The organism is Flavobacterium sp. ZB4P23 (assembly GCF_003970375.1).
GTDB lineage: Bacteria > Bacteroidota > Bacteroidia > Flavobacteriales > Flavobacteriaceae > Flavobacterium.
Window position 1 is genome coordinate 102,993 of record NZ_RYDK01000006.1, and the last position, 26,392, is coordinate 129,384.

21 protein-coding genes are annotated in these 26,392 nt (G+C 35.4%); 2 read left to right on the plus strand and 19 right to left on the minus strand.

The genetic code is table 11. The features are described from left to right. Nucleotides 1-58: 58 nt before the first annotated feature. From nuoF to aspS, 8 genes are all read right to left on the minus strand, one after another. On the minus strand, nucleotides 59-1,426 hold the full coding sequence (gene nuoF, locus EKL99_RS10990) for an NADH-quinone oxidoreductase subunit NuoF (RefSeq protein ID WP_126553081.1): 1,368 nt from the start codon (nucleotides 1,424-1,426) through the stop codon (nucleotides 59-61). A gap of 1 nt (nucleotide 1,427) precedes the next feature. Beyond that, entirely contained in the window at nucleotides 1,428-1,958 is a 531-nt protein-coding gene (locus EKL99_RS10995) for an NAD(P)H-dependent oxidoreductase subunit E (RefSeq protein ID WP_126458223.1), read from the minus strand. Between the two features lie 86 nt (nucleotides 1,959-2,044). Continuing rightward, nucleotides 2,045-3,283 carry an NADH-quinone oxidoreductase subunit D gene (locus tag EKL99_RS11000; protein WP_126576950.1) on the minus strand — a complete coding sequence of 413 codons (1,239 nt, stop codon included), beginning with the start codon at nucleotides 3,281-3,283 and terminating at the stop codon, nucleotides 2,045-2,047. 34 nt (nucleotides 3,284-3,317) lie between these two features. Beyond that, on the minus strand, nucleotides 3,318-3,839 hold the full coding sequence (locus EKL99_RS11005) for an NADH-quinone oxidoreductase subunit C (RefSeq protein ID WP_126458220.1): 522 nt from the start codon (nucleotides 3,837-3,839) through the stop codon (nucleotides 3,318-3,320). A 4-nt stretch (nucleotides 3,840-3,843) separates the two neighbouring features. Then, a complete protein-coding gene (locus EKL99_RS11010; protein ID WP_113664545.1) occupies nucleotides 3,844-4,392 on the minus strand; it encodes an NADH-quinone oxidoreductase subunit B in 549 nt (182 codons plus the stop codon). A gap of 87 nt (nucleotides 4,393-4,479) precedes the next feature. Continuing rightward, the gene (locus EKL99_RS11015) at nucleotides 4,480-4,845 is read right to left on the minus strand and encodes an NADH-quinone oxidoreductase subunit A (protein WP_126458217.1); all 366 of its coding nucleotides are present in this window, start codon (nucleotides 4,843-4,845) and stop codon (nucleotides 4,480-4,482) included. Between the two features lie 288 nt (nucleotides 4,846-5,133). Further along, nucleotides 5,134-5,328: a cold-shock protein gene (locus EKL99_RS11020; RefSeq protein ID WP_007137066.1), complete on the minus strand. Its 195-nt coding sequence runs from the start codon at nucleotides 5,326-5,328 to the stop codon at nucleotides 5,134-5,136. 132 nt (nucleotides 5,329-5,460) lie between these two features. Further along, nucleotides 5,461-7,206 carry an aspartate--tRNA ligase gene (gene aspS / locus EKL99_RS11025; protein WP_126458214.1) on the minus strand — a complete coding sequence of 582 codons (1,746 nt, stop codon included), beginning with the start codon at nucleotides 7,204-7,206 and terminating at the stop codon, nucleotides 5,461-5,463. Nucleotides 7,207-7,432: 226 nt separating this feature from the next. Here aspS and EKL99_RS11030 point away from each other — a divergent pair, with 226 nt between their 5' ends. Then, complete coding sequence (locus EKL99_RS11030) at nucleotides 7,433-7,777, plus strand: toxin-antitoxin system YwqK family antitoxin (RefSeq protein WP_126458211.1); 345 nt, start codon at nucleotides 7,433-7,435, stop codon at nucleotides 7,775-7,777. 534 nt (nucleotides 7,778-8,311) lie between these two features. On the opposite strand, the gene EKL99_RS11035 is transcribed toward EKL99_RS11030, so the two are convergent. The 5 genes from EKL99_RS11035 to EKL99_RS11055 form a co-directional block, all read right to left on the minus strand. Beyond that, complete coding sequence (locus EKL99_RS11035) at nucleotides 8,312-9,982, minus strand: sodium/sugar symporter (RefSeq protein WP_126458206.1); 1,671 nt, start codon at nucleotides 9,980-9,982, stop codon at nucleotides 8,312-8,314. 31 nt (nucleotides 9,983-10,013) lie between these two features. Continuing rightward, complete coding sequence (locus EKL99_RS11040) at nucleotides 10,014-11,063, minus strand: UDP-glucose--hexose-1-phosphate uridylyltransferase (protein WP_126576951.1); 1,050 nt, start codon at nucleotides 11,061-11,063, stop codon at nucleotides 10,014-10,016. A 1-nt stretch (nucleotide 11,064) separates the two neighbouring features. Further along, nucleotides 11,065-12,234, minus strand: a complete 1,170-nt coding sequence (gene galK / locus EKL99_RS11045) for a galactokinase (protein ID WP_126458199.1) — start codon at nucleotides 12,232-12,234, stop codon at nucleotides 11,065-11,067. A gap of 478 nt (nucleotides 12,235-12,712) precedes the next feature. Continuing rightward, nucleotides 12,713-13,759: a glycosyl hydrolase 53 family protein gene (locus tag EKL99_RS11050; protein ID WP_126561269.1), complete on the minus strand. Its 1,047-nt coding sequence runs from the start codon at nucleotides 13,757-13,759 to the stop codon at nucleotides 12,713-12,715. A gap of 1 nt (nucleotide 13,760) precedes the next feature. Further along, nucleotides 13,761-14,813 carry an aldose epimerase family protein gene (locus EKL99_RS11055; protein ID WP_197037236.1) on the minus strand — a complete coding sequence of 351 codons (1,053 nt, stop codon included), beginning with the start codon at nucleotides 14,811-14,813 and terminating at the stop codon, nucleotides 13,761-13,763. Nucleotides 14,814-14,914: 101 nt separating this feature from the next. Between EKL99_RS11055 and EKL99_RS11060 the strand changes: the two genes are divergently transcribed. Then, on the plus strand, nucleotides 14,915-15,913 hold the full coding sequence (locus EKL99_RS11060; protein ID WP_126576952.1) for a GntR family transcriptional regulator: 999 nt from the start codon (nucleotides 14,915-14,917) through the stop codon (nucleotides 15,911-15,913). A gap of 371 nt (nucleotides 15,914-16,284) precedes the next feature. On the opposite strand, the gene EKL99_RS11065 is transcribed toward EKL99_RS11060, so the two are convergent. The 6 genes from EKL99_RS11065 to EKL99_RS11090 all read right to left on the minus strand — a co-directional run bounded on the left by EKL99_RS11065 (nucleotide 16,285) and on the right by EKL99_RS11090 (nucleotide 26,326). Continuing rightward, complete coding sequence (locus tag EKL99_RS11065) at nucleotides 16,285-17,421, minus strand: aldose epimerase family protein (protein WP_231507427.1); 1,137 nt, start codon at nucleotides 17,419-17,421, stop codon at nucleotides 16,285-16,287. A 63-nt stretch (nucleotides 17,422-17,484) separates the two neighbouring features. Then, entirely contained in the window at nucleotides 17,485-19,227 is a 1,743-nt protein-coding gene (locus EKL99_RS11070) for a family 43 glycosylhydrolase (RefSeq protein WP_126576954.1), read from the minus strand. A 107-nt stretch (nucleotides 19,228-19,334) separates the two neighbouring features. After that, nucleotides 19,335-20,396, minus strand: a complete 1,062-nt coding sequence (locus EKL99_RS11075) for a glycoside hydrolase family 2 TIM barrel-domain containing protein (RefSeq protein ID WP_126576955.1) — start codon at nucleotides 20,394-20,396, stop codon at nucleotides 19,335-19,337. Nucleotides 20,397-20,537: 141 nt separating this feature from the next. Continuing rightward, entirely contained in the window at nucleotides 20,538-21,623 is a 1,086-nt protein-coding gene (locus tag EKL99_RS11080; RefSeq protein ID WP_231507428.1) for a family 43 glycosylhydrolase, read from the minus strand. Nucleotides 21,624-21,714: 91 nt separating this feature from the next. Beyond that, nucleotides 21,715-23,226, minus strand: a complete 1,512-nt coding sequence (locus tag EKL99_RS11085) for a RagB/SusD family nutrient uptake outer membrane protein (protein ID WP_126564490.1) — start codon at nucleotides 23,224-23,226, stop codon at nucleotides 21,715-21,717. A gap of 25 nt (nucleotides 23,227-23,251) precedes the next feature. Next, the gene (locus tag EKL99_RS11090) at nucleotides 23,252-26,326 is read right to left on the minus strand and encodes a TonB-dependent receptor (protein WP_126576956.1); all 3,075 of its coding nucleotides are present in this window, start codon (nucleotides 26,324-26,326) and stop codon (nucleotides 23,252-23,254) included. Nucleotides 26,327-26,392: the final 66 nt, after the last annotated feature.

Genomic DNA, 26,392 nt, shown 5'->3' on the forward strand with positions numbered 1-26,392 from the left:
ATATTTAACTCCTACGGAGTATCTTAATTCTGAAATCAAAAAACGTTAATCCTTACTCTTAAATCATTTCTTTAGAAACTAAATGCTTTACTTTTTCAAAAGGTTCCGCAACAAAATGATCTCTATGTTTTATTTTTTCCGGGAAACGAATGTGGTATTCAAACTCATCTCTAAAGTGCCGAATCGCCGCTGCCACTGGCCAAGCTGCCGCATCACCCAATGGACAAATTGTATTACCTTCAATTTTGCTTTGAATGCTCAACAACAAATCGATATCTTCTTCCCGACCGTGACCATTTTCTATTCTATGCAATACTTTTTCCATCCAGCCTGTTCCTTCACGACAAGGGGAACATTGTCCACAACTTTCATGGTGGTAAAAACGAGAGAAATTCCAAGTATTACGTACAATACAAGAGGTATCATTATAAACGATAAATCCACCTGATCCTAACATAGAACCTGTTGCAAATCCACCGTCACTTAACGATTCGTAGGACATTAAACGATCTTCACCGGCGGCAGTTTTATAAATCAAATGCGCTGGTAAAACCGGAACAGAACTTCCACCGGGTACAAATGCTTTCAAAGGTCTGTCAGAACTCATTCCGCCTAAATATTCATCAGAATTCATGAATTCATAAACACTTAAACCCAATTCAATTTCATAAACACCCGGATTTTTAATATGTCCAGAAGCCGAAATTAATTTGGTCCCTGTAGAACGCCCAATACCAATTTTGGCATATTCTGCACCTGAATTATTAACAATCCACGGCACCGCGGCGATCGTCTCTACGTTATTCACCACCGTTGGATTAGCCCAAAGTCCTGAAATAGCAGGAAATGGTGGCTTGATGCGAGGATTTCCTCTTTTTCCTTCCAACGATTCTATCAATGCAGTTTCTTCGCCACAGATGTAAGCTCCGGCACCACAATGAACATATAGTTCTAAATCATAGCCTGAACCTAATATATTTTTACCCAAAAATCCAGCGGCTTTTGCTTCGTTAATGGCTCTTTCTAATATTTTATAAACCCACATATATTCTCCACGAATGTAGATGTAGGATAGGTTTGCACCCAAAGCATAACTGGAAGTGATCATTCCTTCAATCAACAAATGAGGAATAAATTCCATCAAATAACGATCCTTAAAAGTTCCTGGTTCTGATTCATCCGCATTACAAACTAAATGCCTTGGTTTTCCTGATTTTTTATCAATGAAACTCCACTTCATTCCTGCGGGAAAACCTGCCCCACCGCGACCTCGCAATCCGGAAGTTTTCACTTCTTCGACAACCTCGTCTGGCGTTAATGTTTTGATGGCTTTTTCTACTGAAGCATATCCACCATTCTGACGGTACACTTCGTAAGTTTTAATCCCCGGAATATTTATTTTATCTAATAATATTTTTTGTGACATATTATGTATCGTGTAAAACTATTGTATCATTTTTGCAATCTTCAATTAACTGGTCGATTTTTGCCACCGTCAAATGTTCTTTATAAAAGTCTCCTAATTGCATCATTGGAGCGTAACCACAAGCTCCTAAACATTCCACGCCTCTTACTTCAAAAAGACCATCTTGAGTAGTTTCACCTACTTTTACACCTAATTTTTCACAAGTGTAATCCATTAAATCCTCGACTCCGTTCAAACAACAAGGAGAGGTTTGGCAAAATTCGAACATGTATTTTCCAATTGGTCTTTGGTTGTACATCGTATAAAACGACACTACTTCGTACACTTCAATTGGTTTAATCAAAAGGATTTCGGCCACTTTATTCATTAATTCAATACTCAACCAATTCTCATGAGCGTCTTGAACTTCATGCAAAATAGGCAATAACGCCGATTTTCTTTTGTTTTCAGGATAATGACTAATCAATTCATTGATGCGAGACATCAATGCTTCAGTCATATTTATTTCTTGTTTGTGATACGTACGTTCCATTTTTTATTATTTCAAATTTTGAATGCTAAATTTTTAATGTTTTTTAACTTTCATTCAAAATTTATAATTCATCATTTATAATTTCATTAAGCGTCTAATTCTCCGGCAATAACATTTAAACTTGATAAAATAACAATTGCATCTGAAAGCAAGGCTCCTTTTATCATTTCTGGATAGGCTTGGTAATAGATAAAACAAGGTCTGCGAAAATGCAATCTGTACGGCGTCCGACTTCCATCAGTAACCAAGTAAAAACCAAGTTCTCCATTACCTCCTTCTACCGGGTGATACACCTCAGCAACCGGAACCGGAACTTCACCCATTACAATTTTGAAATGGTAAATCAAGGATTCCATATTGTTGTACACATCCTCTTTAGGCGGAAGGTAATAATCCGGGACATCCGCATGGAACTCGTTGCCTTCTGGCATTTTTTCCAATGCCTGACGAATAATACTCAAACTTTCCCAAACTTCAGCGTTACGAACACAGAAACGATCATATGTATCTCCTGATTTTCCCACCGGAACAATAAAATCAAAATCTTCGTAAGAAGAATAGGGTTGCGCAACACGAATATCATAATCAACACCGGTAGCCCGTAAGTTAGGACCGGTAAATCCGTATGCCATAGCTTGCTCAGCCGATATAGCGCCAACATTTACAGTTCTGTCAATAAAAATTCTATTTCTTTCGAATAAGTTTTCAAATTCTTTCCAAGCGACTGGAAAATCAGCTAAAAAAACATCTAATTTTCTAAAGGCTTCTGGTGACCAATCTCTTTCGAAACCACCAATTCTTCCCATATTGGTAGTCAAACGAGCCCCGCAAATTTCTTCGTATATTTCGTATACTTTTTCTCTAAATTGGAAAACATACAAAAAACCGGTATAGGCGCCGGTATCGACACCAAGGATTGAATTACAAATAATGTGATCCGTAATTCTCGCCAACTCCATTACGATAACTCTTAAATATTGTGCTCTTTTAGGAACTTCAATATCTAATAATTTTTCTAATGTCATCCACCAACCCATGTTATTGATAGGCGACGAACAATAATTCATTCTGTCCGTGAGGGGAGTGATTTGGTAAAAAGGTCTGTTTTCAGCGATTTTTTCAAAAGCTCTGTGGATGTAACCAATGGTTGGTTCCGCCTCCAGAATTCGCTCTCCATCCATCAACAGGATATTTTGAAAAATACCGTGAGTCGCAGGATGCGTAGGACCTAAATTCAATATAGAAAGCTCGCTTCCATCTTCATTTAACTGCGCTGCAATTCTTTTAGCATAGCGATGCTCTGGGGATAATAATAGTTCTGACATTTATTTAATGTGAAAAATTATAATTGTTTTTTTTTTAATAATTGTCGGTTGTTCTACCAAAGAAACGGTCATCTTTATCCGTTCTTCCGCTGTCTTCCATTGGGAATTCCTTTCGCATTGGAAAAGAAATCATTTCGTCCATATTCAAGATACGTTTCAATTGCGGATGACCAATAAAATTTATCCCATAAAAATCATACGTTTCTCTTTCCATCCAGTTTGAACTTAGGAAAATACTTGATATCGATTTTATTTCAGGGGTTTCACCATTGATAAACACTTTGATTTTAATTCTTTTGTTTTCGTACCAATTGTGTAAATGATATACTACCGCAAATTGATGTTCTACATCATTATCTGGGTAATGAATTCCACATAGATCAGTTAAAAAATGAAAACGCAATATGGGATCATTTTTTAAAAAAAGAATCACCGCAGTAATTTTGTCCGCAGTAACTTCAAATGAAAATATATCTCTCTCTTGATTGAATTCAAAAACAGCTGAATCAAATGTCTCAACTAATTTCTCTTGGATTTGTATCGTTTCTAGCGCCATTCTTTTATTTGATATTATACGAAGCTAATAATTCTTGGTATTCCGGGGAACTTCTTCTTCTTACGGATTCAGTTCGAACCAACTCTTGTAATTTCATAACTCCGTCAACAATTTGCTCCGGTCTTGGCGGACAACCCGGAACATAGACATCGACCGGTATCACTTTATCAATTCCCTGCAAAACAGAATAGGTGTCAAAAATCCCTCCAGAGGAAGCGCAAGCACCAACGGCTATTACCCAACGAGGCTCTGCCATTTGCTCATATACCTGACGCAAAATAGGGGCCATTTTTTTTGAAATCGTTCCCATTACCATTAACATATCGGCCTGGCGCGGAGAGAAACTCACTCGCTCTGAGCCAAATCGAGCCAAATCATAATGCGAAGCCATTGTTGCCATAAACTCTATACCGCAACAAGAGGTTGCAAAAGGTAATGGCCATAATGAATTAGCACGAGCCATACCCACAACATCATTCAGTTTTGTAGCGAAGAAACCTTCTCCTACAACTCCTTCGGGTGGCGCTACCATATTTATTTTAGAATCACTCATCTTTTATTATTTTGAATTACAAATTTTGAATTGTAAATTATAATGAAACCATTTAAAATTTAAAATTCAGCATTTAAAAATAAATTTTTATTCCCACTCTAACGCTTTCTTTTTGATGATATAGAAAAACCCTATCAAAAGCAAAGACATAAAAATCACCATCTTTACCATTCCTTCCATTCCTAATTCTTTGAAATTGACTGCCCAGGGATACAGAAAAATTACCTCCACATCAAACAAAACAAACAATATGGCTACTAGAAAATATTTAACAGAAAATGGAATTCTGGCATTTCCTACCGATTCAACACCGCATTCAAAGTTTTTATCTTTCGCTTCTGAAGATCTTTTAGGCCCTAATTTACCAGAAATTATTATGGTGCCTACAACAAATCCCACCGCTAAAACTAACTGCATTAATATTGGAATATAACTTAATTGATCGGATTGCATGGTTGTGGTTTTTTTAAATAAATATAAATGACAAAGATACCCTTCAAATTATTAAATAGCAATGAAAACTTAAAAATACATGGCTACTATATCGATGTAAATTTACAATTTTTATTAATTATAAATAACAAAAAATATTTATCTTGTGATGTGTTTAACATCCCAAGGGTTTAACAAAGTCAAATATCAGTAGTCTTTTTGAATACTACGCTTTGGTGCAAAAAAAAACGTTCCGATAAATATCGGAACGTTTTAAACATTCGTAGGCAAAAAAATTAATTTTTATGCTTAGATCACTGCTACTTTCGCAGCAACTTTTCCTTTTCTTCCTTCTTCTTCTTCATAGCTAACTCTATCCCCTTCGCGTAATTCTTCCGCGTTGATTCCTGATGCATGAACAAAAATGTCTTTTCCTGTTTCTTCGTCTGTAATGAATCCGTAACCTTTAGATTCATTGAAAAATTTAACTGTACCTGTACGCATTGTAATAGTAATAATAATTTATAATGGAGCAAATGTAATATTTAATATAATACGAAATACGATGTTGTGTTTTTATTTTGCAAAAATATTGACATTCAACGTTTTCTAACGAATTTTATCGACAAACTACAATTACGCTAACTTTATATGCAGCTCTTTTAACTGTGATTCGTCAATTTTAGACGGAGCATCAATCATAACATCCCTGCCCGAATTATTTTTTGGAAAGGCAATAAAGTCTCTAATGGTTTCCTGTCCGCCAAGAATGGCTACTAAACGGTCCAATCCAAAAGCCAATCCTCCGTGTGGCGGTGCGCCAAACTGAAATGCATCCATCAGGAATCCAAATTGCGCTTTTGCATCTTCCGCTGTGAAGCCTAAATATTTGAACATTAATTCCTGTGTTGCTTTATCATGGATACGTATTGAACCACCACCAATTTCATTTCCATTCAAAACCATATCATACGCATTGGCACGAACTTTCCCTGGATCGGTTTCCAGTAAGTGCATATCTTCCGGCTTAGGAGATGTAAAAGGATGATGCATGGCATGGTAACGGCCACTTTCCTCGTCAAACTCTAATAAAGGAAAATCAACCACCCACAACGGAGCAAATTCAGCTGGATTTCGCAATCCTAAACGAGTGGCGAGTTCCATACGCAACGCACTTAACTGCGTTCGCGTTTTATCAGTAGGACCAGAAAGCACAAAAATCATATCTCCGGGTTTTGCTCCGGTGATTTTTGCCCACTGTGCTAAATCGTCTTGATCGTAAAATTTGTCAACGGATGATTTATAGGTTCCATCTTCATTGCATTTTACATACACCATTCCGGATGCACCCACTTGAGGACGCTTCACCCAGTCAATTAATCCATCAATTTCTTTGCGGGTATAGCTCCCAACTCCCGGAACTGCAATTCCAACCACAAATTCCGCCGCATTAAAAACTGGGAATTCTTTGTGTTGTGCTACTTCATTTAATTCCCCAAACTCCATTCCGAAACGAATGTCCGGCTTGTCATTTCCGTAGGTCTTCATAGCATATTCATAGGTAATTCTTGGAAATTTTTCTACTTCAATACCTTTTATTTCTTTTAATAAATGTCTGGTCAGTCCTTCGAAAACATTCAAAATATCTTCTTGTTCCACAAAAGCCATTTCACAATCAATTTGTGTAAACTCCGGCTGTCTGTCTGCTCGCAAATCTTCATCTCGGAAACATTTTACGATTTGGAAATATTTATCCATTCCGCCCACCATCAATAATTGTTTGAACGTTTGCGGGGATTGTGGCAATGCGTAAAATTGCCCTTCATTCATTCTGGAAGGCACCACAAAATCTCTGGCTCCCTCTGGAGTAGACTTGATCAAATAAGGAGTTTCTACTTCACAGAAATCCAAATCCGAAAGATATTTACGCACTTCCATCGCTACTTTATGACGAAACATCAAACTGTTTTTCACTGGATTTCTTCGGATATCAAGGTAACGGTATTTCATTCGGATATCTTCGCCACCATCCGTTTCGTCTTCAATAGTAAAAGGAGGCGTGAGAGAAGCATTCAAAATAGTAAGTTCCGTTACTAAAATTTCTATCGCTCCCGTTGGGATATTATTATTTTTGGCTTCGCGCTCAATAACAGTACCTTTTACTTGAATCACAAATTCACGACCAAGGGTTTTAGCTCTTTCAAAAACTGTTTTATCCGAACGACCTTCGTCAAAAATTAATTGCGTAATTCCATAACGGTCGCGCAAATCAACCCAGTTCATAAATCCCTTATCACGTGATTTTTGCACCCAACCGGCAAGTGTAACTTCGGTGTTAATATGTGAGGCGTTCAACTCGCCACAGTTATGACTTCTATACATGTTCTAAATTTTTGATTATTTTGTCCTTTGGACATGGCTGCAAATTTAGGACTAATTATGAATAATGAATTGAGAAATAAGAAATTTTAGTAATGAGTAACGCAAGGCACTTCGTTAAAATGTTAAATTTTATTCTAATGTTACTAAATTGTTAAGTAAAAGTTTTTTTATTGTAAAATAATTTATATATTTGTTAAGCCAATATGAATTTTAAAAACCCAAAACCATGAAAAAATATATAATATTAACCGCACTGCTTTTTTCAGGAATAGCATTCGCTCAAGAAAATAATCCAAAATTAGAAGCTCTAGGTGATTTAGTAAAAACAACTTACTACTTTGAAAATGGAAAAGTACAACAAGAAGGCTTTTTTAAAAATGGAAAATTGGAAGGGATCTGGACTGCGTACGACACAAATGGTAATAAACTATCTGTTGCTATTTATGAAAATGGAGAAAAAACTGGAAAATGGCTTTTTTGGAATGGCAATAATTTAAACGAAGTAGACTATTCTAACAGCAGAATTGCTTCCGTAAAAACTTGGAAACAAGATGCATTAGTAACCAACTAAAAAAACCTCAACAACTATAAAAGCTTTCGTTACTCCGAAGGCTTTTTTTTGTGCCTTATATTTTTGGGTTAATACATCTTTAAAGTTTTGTCTCATCTAATAAAAAAATGGACATGAAAAATTAAACTAAAAATATAACGTTTCTTCGGGAAATAATCAGTCCTAAATTAAAAAAGTCCTTATAGCCATTAGGTCTAATTTTTAAACCTCACTCCGACTTCGCTCTGTGCTGGCTAGAAATATCGATTTTGTAATTCCGGTAGGCCTGTCACTTTTTTTAGAGAAAACCAAATCTATGTGGCCCAATACCACAGAAGGACTGGAGAAGCAACCTAATAATTGGGCTATCTGGCTCTTTTTTCTATGTTTTTATTAGATGTCTTTTTTATTTAAGATTAATTGAAGTTTTTATGGATTCATAACTAATGGATTTGAATCGTTTTTATGATCCTCAATACACTTTTTTAAACAACAAAAAAGCGATGAATTCAATAGAAATTGAACGCATCGCTTTTTTTGAATCTAAAACATTATCTACCAAAAAATAGTGTAAAACGCTGCAATAATCGAAAGAACAATCAACATGCCTACGGTAAAACCTGGTGACATTTTAAACATGGTACGATCAATTTCCAGACCATTAGTTTTAACGCCTCGCGCTGTTTCATACATACTGATGCTGTACATCCCGATGACACAAATTAAGAAAACAAATCCCATGCGATCAATAAAAGGAATTTCATAGACACCATTCCCATTTGGAACTGAAAAACCGGAAGAATGAAGGAACGATAAATCTACAAAAGCCGGCATGAATTTAAACAGAATAGAAAACATAAATCCACCAATTGTTGCAAACAAAGCCGCGTTAGAAGTTGTTTTTTTCCAAAAGAATCCTAAAATAAACATAGCGAAAACGCCCGGACTTACAAAACCTGTATATTCCTGAATGTATTGAAATCCTCCTTTTTTATCAATTCCAAGAAAAGGCGCTACTACAACTGCAATTAACATCGCCGCTACAATTGCTTTCTTCCCCACATTAACTAATGTCTTTTCATCGGCATGCACATTCAATTTGGTTTTGTAAATATCCAACGTAAAAATAGTAGCGATACTATTCGCTTTTCCGGCCAATGACGCTACAATCGCCGCAGTCAAAGCAGCAAATGAAAGTCCTTTTAGGCCCACAGGAAGCAAATTTAACAAAACCGGATACGCACGATCAGGATTTACTGTACCATCTTGCAACATTTCAGCGCCAAAATGCCCGTTCTGATACAATACAAAAGCAGCTATTCCGGGCAAAACAACAATTATAGGCATTAGCAATTTCAAGAAAGCAGCAAACAAAATTCCATTTCTCGCCGTTTTTAAATCCGCCCCCAACGCACGTTGTGTAATGTATTGGTTACATCCCCAATAATTTAAATTGATGATTAACATTCCTCCTATCAAAACTGACAATCCTGGTAAATCCATATAATTAGGATTCGTTTTTTCAAAAATCATGTGAAAATGGTCGTTTGCATGAGTCGTCATCAAATTGAACCCATTTATAACTCCCGTAGAACCAAATTCTTCGGCAACTAAATTCAATGCTAAATAAGTAGTAACCAATCCACCCAAGATCAAAAAGAAAACTTGAATCACATCCGTATACCCAATCACTTTCATTCCGCCCAGCGTAATCATCACCGCAAAAAACGCTAAGAAAATCATACACAAAGTAATATCCAGACCAGAAATGCTGCTTATCGCCAAAGCGCCCAAATACAATATAGAAGTAAGATTGACCAAGACATACAACAACAACCAAAAAACAGCCATAATCATAGCAACATTACTGTTATACCTTTGATTCAGGTATTGCGGCATGGTGAAAATTTTATTTTTCAAGTATACCGGAATAAAGAAAATAGCAACGATAATCAAGGTAAAAGCTGCCATCCATTCATACGTAGCAATCGCCAGTCCCATTTTGAAACCACTTCCACTCATTCCTATAAATTGCTCCGCACTAATATTACTGGCAATTAATGATGCGCCTATGGCCCACCAAGTAAGCGATCCTTCTGCTAAGAAATAATCTTTACTGCTCGTTTCTTCTTTCTTTTTCTTTCTGTAAATCCATATTCCATAACTGACAATCAGGATGAAATAGAAGAAAAAGACAATATAATCTTGGATTGCTAAAGTTTGCATTGGTTAAATGTATTTGGTTATTGGTTAATGGTTATCTATTTTTATAATGTACATTTGATTGCGCTCTTAAAACGGCTGCACTTTTCTCCGCCGTGATGTCCCTTTGCGATTCACCCATCATTTCATACCCTACCATAAATTTCTTTACGGTTGCAGACCGCAACAATGGTGGATAAAAATGCATGTGAAAATGCCATTCCGGATGCAATTCTCCGTCTGTTGGCGACTGATGAATTCCGGATGAATATGGAAAAGATGTTTCAAAAAGGTTATCGTATTTGGTTGTCAAATGTTTTAAAATAATTGCAAAATCCGTCACTTCGGTTTCCGTGAAATCAGTTATTTTACTCACATTTCGTTTGCTGACAATCATAGTTTCGTAGGGCCAAATCGCCCAAAAAGGGACTAATGCCACGAAATGATCATTCTCAACAACAATGCGCTCGTCCAGTTTCATTTCCTCTTGTAAGTAATCCTGAAAAAGTGTTCTGTTGTGTTTATCAAAATACGTTTTTAGATTTTTTTGCGTTTTTTCCACTTCGGTGGGCAAAGATGATTGGGCCCAAATTTGTCCGTGCGGATGCGGATTGCTGCACCCCATCGCACTTCCTTTATTTTCAAAAATCTGAACGTGGTTGATGTACTCCACATTACCCAAATCCATATATTCTTTTTGCCAGGTACGAATGATATTTTCAATCGCTTCGGCCGGCATTTCTGGCAATGTCAAGTGGTGTTTTGGCGAAAAGCAAACCACTCGAGAAATTCCTCTTTCTGGTTTTGCTCTAAAAAAAGTCTCGCTTATATTTTCCTCAAAAGCTATTTCTTCTTGTTTTAAAGCCGCAAAATCATTTTCAAAAACAAAAGAACTTTCATAATCCGGATTTACCATTCCATTCGCTCTAACATTCCCTGGACACAAATAACAAGTCGGGTCATATCCGGGCAATGCATCCGAAGGTACCACTTCATTTTGCCCTTGCCAAGGGCGTTTCGAACGATGTGGAGAAACCAGCACCCATTCGTTAATTAACGGATTATAACGTCTGTGCGGATCTTCGTTGATATCAAAGTTTTTCATTCTAATTATTGTTATAAAGTGATGTTCCGTTTCCAATTTTAACATCATAAATTTTTAATTCTATTCCAAATTTATCTAAATAAAGAGTAGAGAGCTGCTTTTTAATTCGCTCTTCTTGTCCTTTTTTAATCAAATTAATGGTACAACCGCCAAAACCGCCGCCCATTAATCGAGAGCCTATCACTGATTTGTCCTCTTTCACCGTGTGTACTAAAAAATCCAATTCGGCGCAACTCACTTCATAATCCAATGATAATCCTTCGTGCGTACTGAACATTAGCTGTCCTAAAACTTCAATGTTTCCATCATCCAAAGCGTCACAAGCCAGTTTCACGCGATTCATTTCTTTCACTACAAAAAGGCTCCTTTTGAAAACATTCGCAGACATTTTATCTTTTAGACTCCAAACGTCCTCTTCTTTACAATCTCTAAAACTACTAATTTCCGGGAAATAAGCACTAATTATCGATATTCCTTCTTCACATTCTTTCCGTCTGGTATTGTAAGCCGAGCTAAATAAGGAATGTTTGACATTACTATCGAATAAAACTAAGGAGTAATCACTAAAATTAGCATTATGGTATTCATATTCTAATGTCCTGCAATCAATTTTTATGACTTTGTTTTCAAGACCCATTACACTGGAAAACTGGTCCATAATTCCGCAATTGATTCCCACCCAATGTTCTGCTTTTTGTCCCATAAGCGCAATATCAATGGGTTTAATTTTAAAATTGAACAGTTCATTTAAACCATACAAAAAGCCACATTCTAAAGCCGCCGAAGATGACAAACCGGAACCAACCGGAATATTACTGCTGAAAACACAATTGAAACCCTCCACGGAATAACCGTTCCTTTTCAATTGATTCAGAACACCACGCAGGTAATTTGTCCATACACTATCCGTCTGATTTTGCTCTTCGTTTGTATAAACTTCGAACTCGTCATTCAAATCTATAGCCACAATTTTAGCGGTATCCGAATTGTTTTTTTCGAAAGCAAAACAAATAATTTTATCGATGGCTGCCGGCAAAACAAAACCATCGTTGTAATCAATGTGCTCTCCTATAATATTGATTCTGCCCGGGGAAAGAACAATTTTTTCAGGCTCTGATCCAAAAGTCTCCTGAAAAAAATCAATTGTTTTGTGTACTAAAATGTCATTCATGATTTAAAAATTATCCATTTCCTTTTTTTAGGAACTCGCTGTTGTTATTTTTTTAAATATTCAGTAAAACTATATGAATTTTGGTTTATTTAGTAGCGTACAAGGTCAATTTACCGCTCTTTAGTCCTGCTCCATGTACTTCTGGTTGTATAGCATTGTACGCCTGTCAATTAACCATTTACAGTGAATGTAAGTTAAAATATTCTTTAAATGATTAATGACTTTACTTAAATGAATACCGAGTTTTTACTTGATTTAATTCAAATTAAAAACTTCAATGACTTATAAGTAATAACCATGGTATAATGTCGTATTTTAAAATCAGGATAAAATTATGTAACAATCTGATTTAAAGCTATTTTACTTAAAATTAATTCTTTTGACTTTACGACTTTTAAACTTTCGACTTACTTATGTTGCAAAAAAATTAATAAAATGCTGTTTTTTCCTAGGATTAAGCGGCATTTCTTTTCTTTAACTAATCCTTAAACGCATCTAAAGCCATTGATGGTTTTCCGTCAGACTGCCAAGCACTCAGGGAATAACCGCTCCAACTTTTTTCTCCTTGTGGTTCCCAATACATTACGCCAAGTCCTTTGTTATTTGGTACCGCTTCGACTGCTTTGATTGTTGCTGCTAACATTTCGTACGTATTTTGCGCTTTGTCATATTCCCCACCAACTTCTACAACCATCACTTCTTTGTTGTATCTGTCCACCATATCGTTTAGATTATACGCTAAATCCGCAATAGTTTCTGTGTAATCTTTCTTGATCCAAAAAGGATAATAGGACAGTCCAATCACGTCGTACTTTACATTATTTGCTGTAGCGTTATCAAAAAATAATCTGAATTTTTCATTATTATTTCCTTCGTCAAGATGAACGATTACTTTAATTTTAGGATCAATAGCTTTTGTAGCTTCATACCCTTTGTTGAGTAATTGTGCCAATTGATTCCAGTTTTTGGTACTTCCTTCCGGCCACATCATTCCACCTGGAATTTCATTGCCTACCTGAACCCATTCCGGAGTAACTCCTGCTGATTTCAAGGCATTCAAAACATCAAAAGTATGATCATACACATCCGTCATTAACTCCTGAAAAGTATGATTTGCCCAGGCTGCGGGTTTCGCTTGTTTTGCCGGATCGGCCCACGAATCGCTATAATGAAAATTGATCATGATGCGCATTCCCATTTTTTGCGCACGCAAAGCCATGACAACGGTTTCTTCCTTGCTGCAATGCCCACTGGCTTTATCGTCATTTGGATTGACCCAAACACGAAGCCGAATGGTATTCATTCCTCTGTCCTTTAGGAGTTGCAAACAATCTTTTTCAATACCGTCAGTATCATAAAATTTATATCCTGTGGCTTCCATTTGTGGCAACCATCCTATATCAGCTCCTTTTGCAAAAGTAGCAACTATTGGAGTTGGCGTATGATCCACATTCGTTTGAGAATTACTGGACGTAAAAAACAAAAATAACAGTAACAACGACAATATAGTTTTACTATTTTTCATTTTAAAAAGATTGGAATTTATAACTTGTTTTATGATAATATATTTCACCTTTTTTTAGAATAGCATTCGGGAAATGTTCGTGATTTGGTGCATCAGGAAAATTTTGCGTCTCAAAACAAATACCGCTCAAAGCATGATAATTTGCATTTTCTTTTCCTTTTATTGTATTAAAACAGTTCCCACCAACATAAATATGAACCCCAGGTTGATTCGTATAAACGGTCATTTTCAAATTATTGTTTTTATTAAAAAGAGAAGCAGCAAATTCATTTTCCTTTTCTAATACAAAAGTGGCATCAATTTTTGGAGGACACTTTTTAGGTTGATTAAAATCGAAAGGTTTATTATCTAAATCCAAAAATCTACCAGTTGGACTATTTTGATCAGTAGTCTCTACCATTTTTTGAGCGTTAACGATTAACTCTTGTTCTAAAATATCAGAATCGTGACCATCGAGATTAAAATAACTGTGATGGGTTAAATTCACAACTGTATCTTCGGTCGAAATGGCTTTATACTCTATAATTAATTCATTGTCTTCCGATACCATATAGGTGATTTCTACTGATAAGCCTCCTGGATAATTTTCTTCCCCATCAGGACTGAAATATGCGAAAGTAATAGCCGGGTTTTTGCCTTCTTTCACGTTTTCTACTCGCCAATTTTTTTGACTATATCCAATATTTCCACCATGTAACGAATTATTGTTATTGTTTTTATTTAAATGAAAAGCTTTACCGTTCAAACTAAAAAAGCCATTATTAATTCTGCCAGCATATCTTCCAATGGTTGCACCAAAGTATGGCGCACTTTCCAGATCAAATGATTTTATGTAAGCATCTAAAGTATCAAAACCCAATACCACATCTACCAATGCACCGTTTTTCAGTGGCATTTTCAACGAAGTAATAGTTGCACCATAATTGGTGATTTTAAGTTGCATTCCATTTTTGTTAGTTAATTCATAAAGAGAAACCTCTTCACCATCTGATGTAAAACCAAATAATTTCATTACAGAATTAGCTTTAAAATGTGATATGTGTTTTATTTTCATTATTTATTTATGAAATATTAAAACCAAAAGTAAAATAATTACTGTTACTTACATACCAGTACCTACCAGTTTTTGTATATTGCCAAGAAATTCCATTTTTTATGAAAATAATTTCCATTCAAAACAATATTGGAGTTCCTAAATACAAACAAATTATCATTACCGTTGAGAAGGGAATTGAAGAAGGAAAATTAATAAAAGGAGACAAACTCCCCTCAATAAATAAAGTGTGCTTAGAGTTTTCATTGTCTCGAGATACGGTTCTTCTAGCCTACGACGAATTAAAAAAAAGAGGTATTATTTATGCTATTCTTGGGAAAGGATACTATATAAAAAGCACCGAAGTAAGAATAAAACAACGGATTTTTTTACTTTTTGACGAATTGAATATTTTCAAAGAAGACCTGTATAATTCGTTTCTGGAAAACATTGGTACAAATGTTCAGGTAGACATTTTCTTCCATCATTTTAATGCTCCTGTTTTCCAGAAACTAATTAATGACAGTAATGGCAATTACACCAAATACATCATCATGCCGACCAATTTAACCCAGGCCGCCATCGTGATAAAAACCCTACCAGTTAATGATGTATACATATTAGACCAGACCAATCCAGAACTAAAATCCTTTCCTGCCGTGTATCAAAATTTCGTAAAAGACATTTATGAGGGCTTACTGAAAGGGAAATCCAGACTAGATAAATATGAAAAAATGATTATGATTTTTCCGGGATTTCGTGAACCTTTGGGAATGAGAATTGGTTTTGAGAATTTTTGCAAAGACTTTGCTTTCGATTATGAAATCATTACTGAATTTAAGAATCGGGAAATTAATAAAGGTGAAGTGTACATCATCCCGAGTGACAGGGATTTAGTGCGTGTAATTGAAAAATCAAAACTTCAAAACTTAAATCTAGGTAGTGATTTTGGCGTTATTTCCTACAACGAAACGCCTTTGAAAAAAGTAGTTGAAAACGGAATCACAACCATTTCAACGAATTTTGAAGCTATGGGAAGAATTTTGGCACAGATGATTTTAAAAGGTACAAAAGAACAAATTGAGAATAAGAGTGCTTTGAATGTCAGGAATTCGTTATGATGAGCTAAACCCTATAAAATCCCTACTCTGATACTTTTTACTAAAAACCGATGAAGTCCTAATCAAGCGATAAGGCGTTAACTTTATTCGCTACGTAGGTCCAGCTCATCGGTTGAACTGTTGATTTAAAGATACAAATTTATTGCTTTGACAAAACTAAAGTATTGCTTGTCCTTATTTATATAAAATGGTTGTCAGTAACTAATACCAATTCATTAGTCAAGCCCCGAATTGCCGCGAATTTCTATTCTAATTTTAAAAAAATTGGTGAAAATTAATAAAATTATTGGCTAACTTTTTTAGAAATAGTTCTCTCTTGAAAATTTAGCCCACTTAGCGGATAGTCATCTTATATAATTTAAAATTTTGCCTTATTTTGAAATAAAAAACTTATAAATACAAATAGAATAGTATTTTTCCCCGGGATTTACTGTAGTTGTAGGGAAATGATTTTTATTAGGGCTATCCGGGAAATGTTGGGTCTCCAAACAAAAAGCTGTTCTATACTCATAAGCTTTACTTTTTTTTCCGATTTCAGTACCATTTAAAAAGTTCCCTCCGTAAAACTGCAATCCAGGTTCATTTGTGTAAACTTCCATAGTTCTCCCGGACACAGGTTCTATAACCTTTGCGGCATAGTTTAAACCTTCCAAATTTTGATTAAGGACAAAGTTGTGGTCGTAACCAAGACCATATTTGAGTTGCGGATCTTTAGTATTAACCCTTTCTCCAATCGCAGTTATTTTTTGGAAGTCGAAAACGGAATTTTCTACACTAGCAACCTCTCCTGTAGGAATCAATCCATTGTCAACAGGTGTGTAATAAGCTGCATTAATCTGTAAAAGATGGTTGTTAATTGTTCCGTTTCCTGCTCCTTTTAAATTAAAAAATGAATGATGGGTTAAGTTTACTACCGTTGGCGCATCAGTAGATGCCCAATACTCAATTTTTAATTCATTATTGTTTGTAAGTTTGTAAACAACTTTTACAACAAGATTGCCAGGATAACCCTCTTCCATATTTTTAGATACATACCGTAATTCTAAAGTTTGACCATCCACTTGTTTTGCATCCCAAACAACAGATTCTAAGCCTTTATTTCCTCCATGAAGATGGTTACGACCATTGTTTTGGGCCAAATCATATTCTTTACCATTTAGTGTGAATTTTCCGTTAGCAATACGATTTCCATATCTTCCGATTAAAGCCCCAAAATATTTTTCTTTAGAATTTAAATAATCAGTAAGGTTAGAATATCCTAAAACTATATCCTCATAATGACCTTTTCTATCTGGCGTCCATAACGAAACTACTTTCCCTCCGTAATTGGTAATTTCTGAAATCATTCCTGAATGATTCTTTAAGGTGTATAATCGTACTTGTTTGCCATCAATCTCTCTTTCAAAATCACTTTTTTTAAGTAATGTAATGGACATCTTTTTTGGGTTTTGTCCCACTGTTATAGAAAATGTAAATAAAAATGAGATAATTAAAATCGCTTTTTTCATTGTTGTTTTTTTGATGTTTTTTGACTCAATTTTAGAGGTTTAATATACTATTTAAGTAAGGCTTTAATCAATAATTATTTTTTCGTTAATTGTATTTCCTTCAATGGTAATATGAAGAAAATATAATCCAGATTTTAAAGCCGAAACATCAACCTTACATTCCGCATCAGTCGTAGTCGTGTTAATTTTCTTTATAGTTTTCCCTGTGATATCAATAATTTTGATTTTTGCAATGCTACCATGGTTATTTAGTCCGGTAATTATAAATTTTTCTTTTGCTGGATTTGGATAAATTTTCACCGTGCTGGACCTATCCATATTTAATGTGTTTAACGTTGCTCTTACAAATTCAAGTTTAAACTGTTGATTATCTGTTCCAGTCGAAGTGTTTTGCTGAACATTTCCCCCGTTAACATTGATATCAGCAGCATCTATCTCGAGTGTTTTACCACTATTCTTATTAGTAATACTATAATTCCCTGAACCGATATCCGTTATAGACCATAATTGACAAGGAGCTCCATTAGGCGTCCAAATTGTGGCACTAGCTAGATTAGAAACGCTACAACCTCCAATCTCCATTGCTAAACCACTCAATGCAGATATAAAAGTATAGTAACCATCCCCAGTAGCTTGAATCCACCATTGTTGCCCTAGTCCACCGTTGTCCTCCCATTGTATAATGTTTGCAGGATTGCCATAAACAGCTCCTGCAATTTCAACTAATTTTGTAGTGTTCTTTTGTTTAATCTTATACAGCCCATTTGCCACCCCTTGAAAAGGCAATGTAGGTTCTCCACTAGGTGCAGTTACTGGTTCTCCTATAACGGAAGGCTTTCCAAATTGTGGAATTCCGTTTCCATCAAAAGTGATTTTTTGAGCTCTTGTAGTTCTAGTATTTCCGCAATCACCTCCAGAATTTGGCGTTGCATGATAGGCAAACCAATCTTCTGTACCGTCCGGAGATTTAAAGAAACAATTGTGTCCCGGACCATAGCTACGGGTTGCCGCATTTGTTGCAAAAACAGGGTCTGGCATCTTTGTCCAAGAAGACAGAAGTAAAGGATTAGCCGAATCATTCATATACATCATCCCCATTTTGTAGTCTGGTGTCCAACAACCATTGGCAGAATAGGCCATAAATATCTTTCCGTTTTTTAAAAGAATTTCAGGTCCTTCATTTACATCACCAAAATTTCCTCCAGACAATTCCCCTGGGCTTGATAACAATGACCTTGAGCCAGTCAGAGTCCACGGATTACTCATTAAAGACACATAAATTCTTTGCGGTTTATCTCTTCCAAGTGCATTTGTTGTTGCGTCTATTCCTGACCAGAAAAAATAGCGATTCCCTAAAAGTTCCAAAACTGTTCCGTCTATAGCATAATAATCCGCACCCGTAGAAGAAAGCTTTCCCCTGAAATTCCAATTATTTGACATTGGGTCGCTGGTACTGTTTTCGATCACAAATGATTTTTGAACATTTGACCCTGTTTCTTTAGCAGTGTAATAAATATACCACTTCCCATCCAGTTGATGTAATTCGGGTGCCCAATAGTCTCCTGTTTGAGCACCCACATTTCCCGGTCCAAATAATCTTGTTAATCTCACTTGTTTTAAGCCTTCAAGAGTTGTTGCCTTTTTAATAGAAATGTCTCCACCAGTAGTTCCAGTGTAGTAATAGTATCCGTTTACATAAGTAATATGAGGATCTGCTAAATCTGCAATAGGTTGCGTAAATGTCTGAGAAATTCCTGCTTGAAAACAACAAATAAAAAAAGCTAAAAGCACTTTGTTTAATTTCATGAATATTATTTTTTATTGTTCAATTTAATCGGACTGTAAATTAGCCCTTCTCTTTTTTTGATGTTTTTACAAACTTTGGTTGTTCTAATCAAGCAGGTTGAATGTCATTATTTTTTTGCAGTCAATTTTTTTATCAAATTTACCTCATCTTGACGATATGGCGCACCATCCTTTGTAAACACATCGTGAAACCATTCAATAGGCTCTTCCCCATTTACCATAGGAGTGTCCCATTGATAAATAGTATTTGACTTTCCTGCTACTAAGCCCCAATTAATTGCTCCAATGTTTTCTTTTTTTAATAATGGCAGAATATTTGAAAACCTGCTATTTCTAGTTCGAGCCATATATTCTGTACAAATCATGGGTCTACCATGTGATTTTAATAAGTGAATTACTTGTTGATGCTCTGCAGCGTCCCCATAATGGTGGTATGTAATAATATCAGAATTTAAAGCCTGGAAAGCATTAAGTTCTTGAAAACTCCAAGTCCACAATCCAGCAGTTAAAGGTTGACTTGGGTTAATTTCTCGAGCCCATTCAAAAACTTTAGTAAGCAGATTCATTGAAGTATTCAATTTTTCACTATTTCCGGGTTCATTATACAAATCCCACATCAGTACACGGTCATCTTTGGAAAATGTTTTGATAATATCTTGAACATATATTTTTAATTCCGGAAAGTTTTTATCTTCTTTAGAGGCAGGGTCGCCCGGATCTTGTACCCAACCAGAATTATGCACTCCAGGTTTAGGACTTGGCTGTAAACCAATTTTGGGATTTTTATCCCATACGTCATCAAATATCACAAAAATAGTTTTTATGCTGTGTTTATCTGCTATTTTTAAATAGGCTTTCATCCGATTTTTAAACCCTTCTGGATTATCCTTGTAGACTAAACTATGTAGGTATACACGCATCGTGTTCATGCCAATACTTTGAGCATACCCCAATTCTTTATCGATTGTCCCTGGATCAAATGTATCTGCTTGCCACATCTCCAGTTGATTGATGGCATTGCTTGGGATAAAATTAGCTCCTACCATCCAATTATTTTTAGCATACCAATTTTCTGCTTTTTTAATAGACCATTTGTGCTGATTGTTTTCTTGAGCCGATCCTACTGTTATAGTAAGAATTAAAAACAGGTTTAAGATGTGTTTTTTCATTTTAGCATTATTGAAATTTAATTATTTATTTTTTTCTTCTTTGAAAAACTACCGTTTTAATAAAAAAACGGTAGTTTAATTAACTAACTCAAACCATTAATCCTATGAATATTAATACATTAAGGATTAAATATTTTTAAATTATTCCCCTGCAGGGATAATTAATTCTTTATTAAGTGGTTCCGAAATTCCAAAAACTGGAAAACCATTGTTATCCCACGTAAATTGCTGCATTCTCATTGATCTATTTTCTCCACATCCTTGTCCAGGTTGCGGGTTGGCATGATATAGAATCCAATCCTCTTTGCCGTTTAAAGATTTAAAGAAAGAATTGTGACCGGGCCCAAAGGTGTTTCCAGTTGTATTAGATTTAAAAAGAGGATTGTTTTCGCTTCTTGTCCATGAGTTTACATCTAAAGGATTTTTTGATACTTCCATCGATATCATTCCAATGCTATATCCATCTGTCCAACAGCCTCCTGCCGAATAGAACAAGAATACCTTATTGTCTCTAATTAAAAATTGGGGTGCTTCTGCTACCAAAGGATTGGTATTATTAGTTTCCCAAGTTGCGGTTGGTTTCAATAAACATACTCTTTCTGTTGAAACTTTAAAGGGGGTTTCTAATTTGGCTATGTATAAATTTTGACTGACATTAGTATCACCAGACCATCCAGACCAGGCAAAGTAATACTCGTTGTTAATCTCGATATGGGTTCCATCGATTGCCCATTTATCATCGGGCAGTTTTAATTCCCCCTTATCTACCCATGTTCCCAGAAATGGATCTTGTGACGAATTTTCAAGAACCCACATTTTGTGATTTTTATTATCGCCATCACTTGCAGCATAATAGACATACCATTTTCCATTAATTTTATGTAATTCGGGTGCCCATATTTCTTTCGAATTAAAACCAGACGAGGGTGGGGTCCAAATTATTTTTTTTGTACCATTTTTAAGTTCAGACATTTTCTCTGTTCGCATCAATGTGATATTATTTCCGGTAGTAAATGTCACAATATATTCATTGCCATTTTTATACACCCAAGGATCAGCACCAGAGCTCAGAATTGGATTTTTAAACGTAGTAGCAGTAGACATTGCGTCAATTTTTGGACTTTCACTGCTAATTTGGCTACTGTTGCAAGAAATAAATAAACTTACCGTAAGACAGACAATAGAAATGGCTCCACATTTTCTCAATTTTATTTTTAGTGATTCCATACTTGTAGTTCTTAAATTAAATATTTAGGATAAAACCCGTTAGGTGCAAATGATTAAAAAAAACAGCACCAACGGGTTTTTAATCTGTATTTTACCAATTAGGATTCTGTGTCATATTTGGATTAATATCCAAGTCTCTTTGTGGTATAGGCAGTAATTCGTGTTTCCCTTTTACAAAATTATTAAATCCAGGATCCTTGCTACTTAATGTTGGTACTAAATCACCCCATCTTTTTAAATCGTTAAATCTATGACCTTCACCTGATAATTCTAAGAGGCGTTCATGCTTGATTTGAGTTAAAAATGCTTGCTGTGACTTCCCGGTTGCTAAGGGCGCTAAGCCTGCTCTTGACCGTACTCGATTAACATATTGGTAGGCATCGTTAGTTTTTCCAGTTGCATTCAAACATTCAGCATACATTAAAAGAACATCGGCATACCGAATAAATCTGTAGTTGTTAATTCCTCTGAAGCCTTCATAATTTCTAGCGTGATCGTGAAGGAACTTTCTAAAAGATACCCTTTTATTGTTGCCATATCTTTGTAAAAATGTTTGACCATAAACCATTGTGGCAGCAGGACCGGCTTCGTTAGTAAAGTTGTATAAAAATGTTGCTGGCAGTCTGGGATCTCTTTCGTTTGAAACCGTTTTTTCAATTTCAAATTCATCAACTACCCATCTTAATGCTTCAGCATCTGAAAACCCTACTCCAGGTGGTGCATAGAATTGACCAATAGATGTTCCATAATTATGGTTAGCGGTTTGTACGTCATTATCTGTTCCTTCTGTAGGATTTTCAATATAGCTCCATTCAATTACGGATTCTGTATTAAATTCTGAAGTGATTTTGAAATTTTCGGAATAATTCGACACTAAATTATAGGCACTAGCTCCATCGCCAACAACTAAATAATCAAGCGCTTTTTTAGCAGCTTCGTAATCGCCTAATTGCATGTAGGCTTTTGCTAATAAAGCATTGGCACCGCCTTTAGTAATTCTTCCTTGATCTTTTGGATCCGCATAGCTCTTTGGTAAACTGGCAACGGCTTCCGTTAAATCCTTAACTACTTGAGCCCAAACTTTAGCCTCAGTCGAAGTTGTTGGTAAATCTGTTGGTGCAGATGGTTTTAATTGCAAAACAACATTGCCCCACAAACTGGCTAAATGATAATAATGCATTCCTCTGAAAAAATAGGCTTCGCCCAATACTCTTGCTTTCAAGTTTGAATCCATAGTTATAGCCGGCACATTTGCAAGGACAGCATTTGCTCTATTGATTCCAACATAATTATCAAAATAAACATCAACCATTGGTCCAAAATTAGAGTCTGGTTGTATGAAATTATTCATCGCATTGGCCAAATCACTCCAGGGGCTATAACTTACACCCACATCGGATCGCAAATCATAAAGCATGGGTTGCCATCTTGAAAATCCTCCTCTGTGCAAGGTACTATAACAGGCATTAATACCTTTTACAGCATCTCTTTCATTCTGCCAAAAACTTTGGTTAGTTACTTCGTTTGGGTTAACTTTATCTAACTCGTCACTACAAGAAGAAAAAATTGTTAACAGTACAAATAATATTAATATATTTTTCATGATTTTTTACTTTAGTTTTTTGTTTTTAAAATTCTAGATTTACACCAAATGCAAGAATTCGATTTGAAGGCCAGTTTCCGTTGTCCACACCTCTTTCGAGAATACCATTACCTTGCACATCGGGATCAAGTCCAGAATATTTGGTAATTGTAAATAAATTTTGTCCTGTTGCATAAACACGCAATCCAGTCATTTTTAATTTTTTTAGAATACTGTCTTCAAATGAATATCCTAGTTGAATATTTCGCAATCTAAGGTATGAGCCATCTTCCAACCATCTATCTGAACTAAATCTAGCGTTGTCAACCAAACCTTGATCATTTGTTGCTACACCAATTCTCGGGTCACTTGTATTTGTATTTGTTGGGGTCCAAGGATTTACATCACTTCTAAAGTTTGTATTTTGATAGGAATCTAACTGTTGTCTCACACTATTAAATATTTCATTTCCAAAGATCCCCACAAACTGCGCACTTAAATCAAAATTCTTGTAATTAGCTCCAAGTTGTAATCCTGTTTGTAAAGTTGGCCATGATGAAGATCCGCTAAAGTCTCTGTCCGTATCAGATATTCTTCCATCCGCATTGCTGTCTACAAATTTGACATCTCCAGGTTTTGCAAAAGGCTGAATCAAATTGCCATTTAACGAGTGAGCATCTATTTCAGATTGGTTTTGAAAAATACCATCTGTTTTTAACAAATACCATTGGCCTAAAGGTTGTCCCACCTTGGACCTTGTCAATCCAGTTTGTATGTAATCTATGCCTTCTCCACGGTTTCCAACTTTTTCAACACGGTTTTTTATGGTTGTAAAATTTAAACCAACATTCCATTTAAATTCATTGACATTGTTCGCGTATGAAGCTTCAAGTTCAAATCCAGTATTTCTAATTGAGCCTGCATTTACTGGAGGAGTACCCCCTAAATTACCTAAATAAACGGCAATAGGCAAATTAGTAACTAAGGCATCTTCAGACAATGAATTATAATATGCCGCAGACAGTTTTACTGTATTTTTAAATAATGATGTTTCTAGACCATAATTTTGTGTTTTTCTATTTTCCCAACGTAAATCCGGGTTCACCAATGTAGCTTGATAGGAACCCACTTGAGGCATACCGCCAAGAATCGCTCTTGTATTGTTATTTATTGTTCCTTGCCAATCAAAAGAACCCAAGGTTACGATTCCCAACTCACCATACGAAGCATTTATTTTCAAATCATCAATCCAAGGAACATTAAAAAAATCTTCTTTACTAATTCTCCAAGCACCCGCTATTGATGGAAAATTACCTGTTCTATTGTCTTTACTAAAACGACTGTCTTTGTCAATTCTTCCTGTAAGGGTTACATAATATTTACTGGCATAATCATAATTTATTCTCCCTAGATAACCAAAAGTTCTATAATCATCTGTGATTGCACCTTCGCTAGTTGATGTTCCTGTTGTTGAATTTATTTGGGTAAATATTTGATCTCCCAATTCCGTAATGTTACTTCTCATAGCTAAAGAGAAATCTCTTTTTGTTTGTTGGTCAGAAATACCTACTACACCATTTAAATTATGTTTCCCTACTTTTTTGTTAAAATTAAGGGTATGTTCCATCAAAACACTGATAAATCTTGATCTATTGTCAGCGATAAAACTAGGGCGAACTGCAGCATTAAATTGGGTAACTCCATTTCGTCTTATTCCTTTAGAAAAGTCAAAACTTGCATCAACACCAACATTAAATTTATAGCTTAAACCCTCTATTATCTCCACATTTACAAAAGCATTACCAACTAATTTCGCAAAATTTATGTTTTCACGTAAAACATCAGTAACGGCAACTTGATTCTTTGAAAATGAAACGGCATCTACAGTTCCTATTCCCCAACCTCCAGGATTATTAGCATTTATGTACCCGTCACCTTTTACAGGAATAACAGGCAACATAGTCACCATATCGAAAAAAGGATTACCCGTATCAAAAGATCCTAAAGGTTGTTTTGTGGTTGAATTAGATATTAATAAATTTTCTCCGATAGTTACGATACCTTTTTTCATCTGGGTATTCACTCTAAAAGATGTTCTTTGAAAAGACCTTCCAATTAGCACTCCTTTGTTTTCAAACTGGCTTGCAGAAAGAAAATAGGAAGAAGTTTTAGTACCCCCAGAGGCGCCAATGTTTAAGTCTACAGTATTTCCGGTTCTCGTCACTTCATCCTGCCAATTTGTATTGATATTGGGATTAAAATTTGCTCCAATTGATAAAGGAGGCATTAATCCAGAATTTGTATAACTTGTTTTTTGTAATTCGGCATATTGGGCATTGTTCATTACATCCCAAGTTTTAGGAATTTGTTGTATCCCAGTGTTAAGCGTAACGGAAATTTTAAGTGGTCCTTCTTTGCCTGATTTAGTTTTAATAATAATAACTCCATTGGCAGCTCTTGAACCGTAAATCGCTGCTGCAGATGCATCTTTTAAAATTTGGATAGACTCAATATCATTATTATTTATGGTTTGATTTGCGTCAGTAATCATTCCGTCAATAATGTATAATGGATTAGAATTAACAAAGCTAGCTGATCCTCTTATCTCTATTTGAGAATTTTGTCCCGGTTGTCCACCGTTCCTAACAGTTACACCTGCGGCTAATCCTTGCAGAGATTCAGCAAGGGAGTTTGAGATGTTTTTATTTGTTTTAGTTGGATCAATAACAGCAATAGCACCTGTTAAATCACTTTTTCGTATCGATTGGTATCCAATTATGACCACCTCGTCTAAATTACCGCTGTCTGAAATTAAAACAACATTAATTGTAGTACGTCCATTGACTTTAATTGATTGGCTCTGATAACCAATATAGCTAAAGTCTAACACAGCATTAGAAGAAACATTTTTCAATGTGAATTTCCCATCAAAATCGGCAGTAGATCCAAGCTGAGTTCCTGAAATTAAGACATTGGCACCCGGTAATGGAGTTCCATCACTACCTTTAATTTCACCGCTAATATTAATTTGGCCTTGAGAATAAGCGTTGTTTAGGAACGCAAATAAGCAAAATGTTAGGGTAATGACTAATTTAATTAATTTTGGTACATTTTTTTTCATTTTGTAATAGTTTATTTGGTTATTTCTAAACAAAACACGGTCAAAAAAAAAAATAAATCTATATTT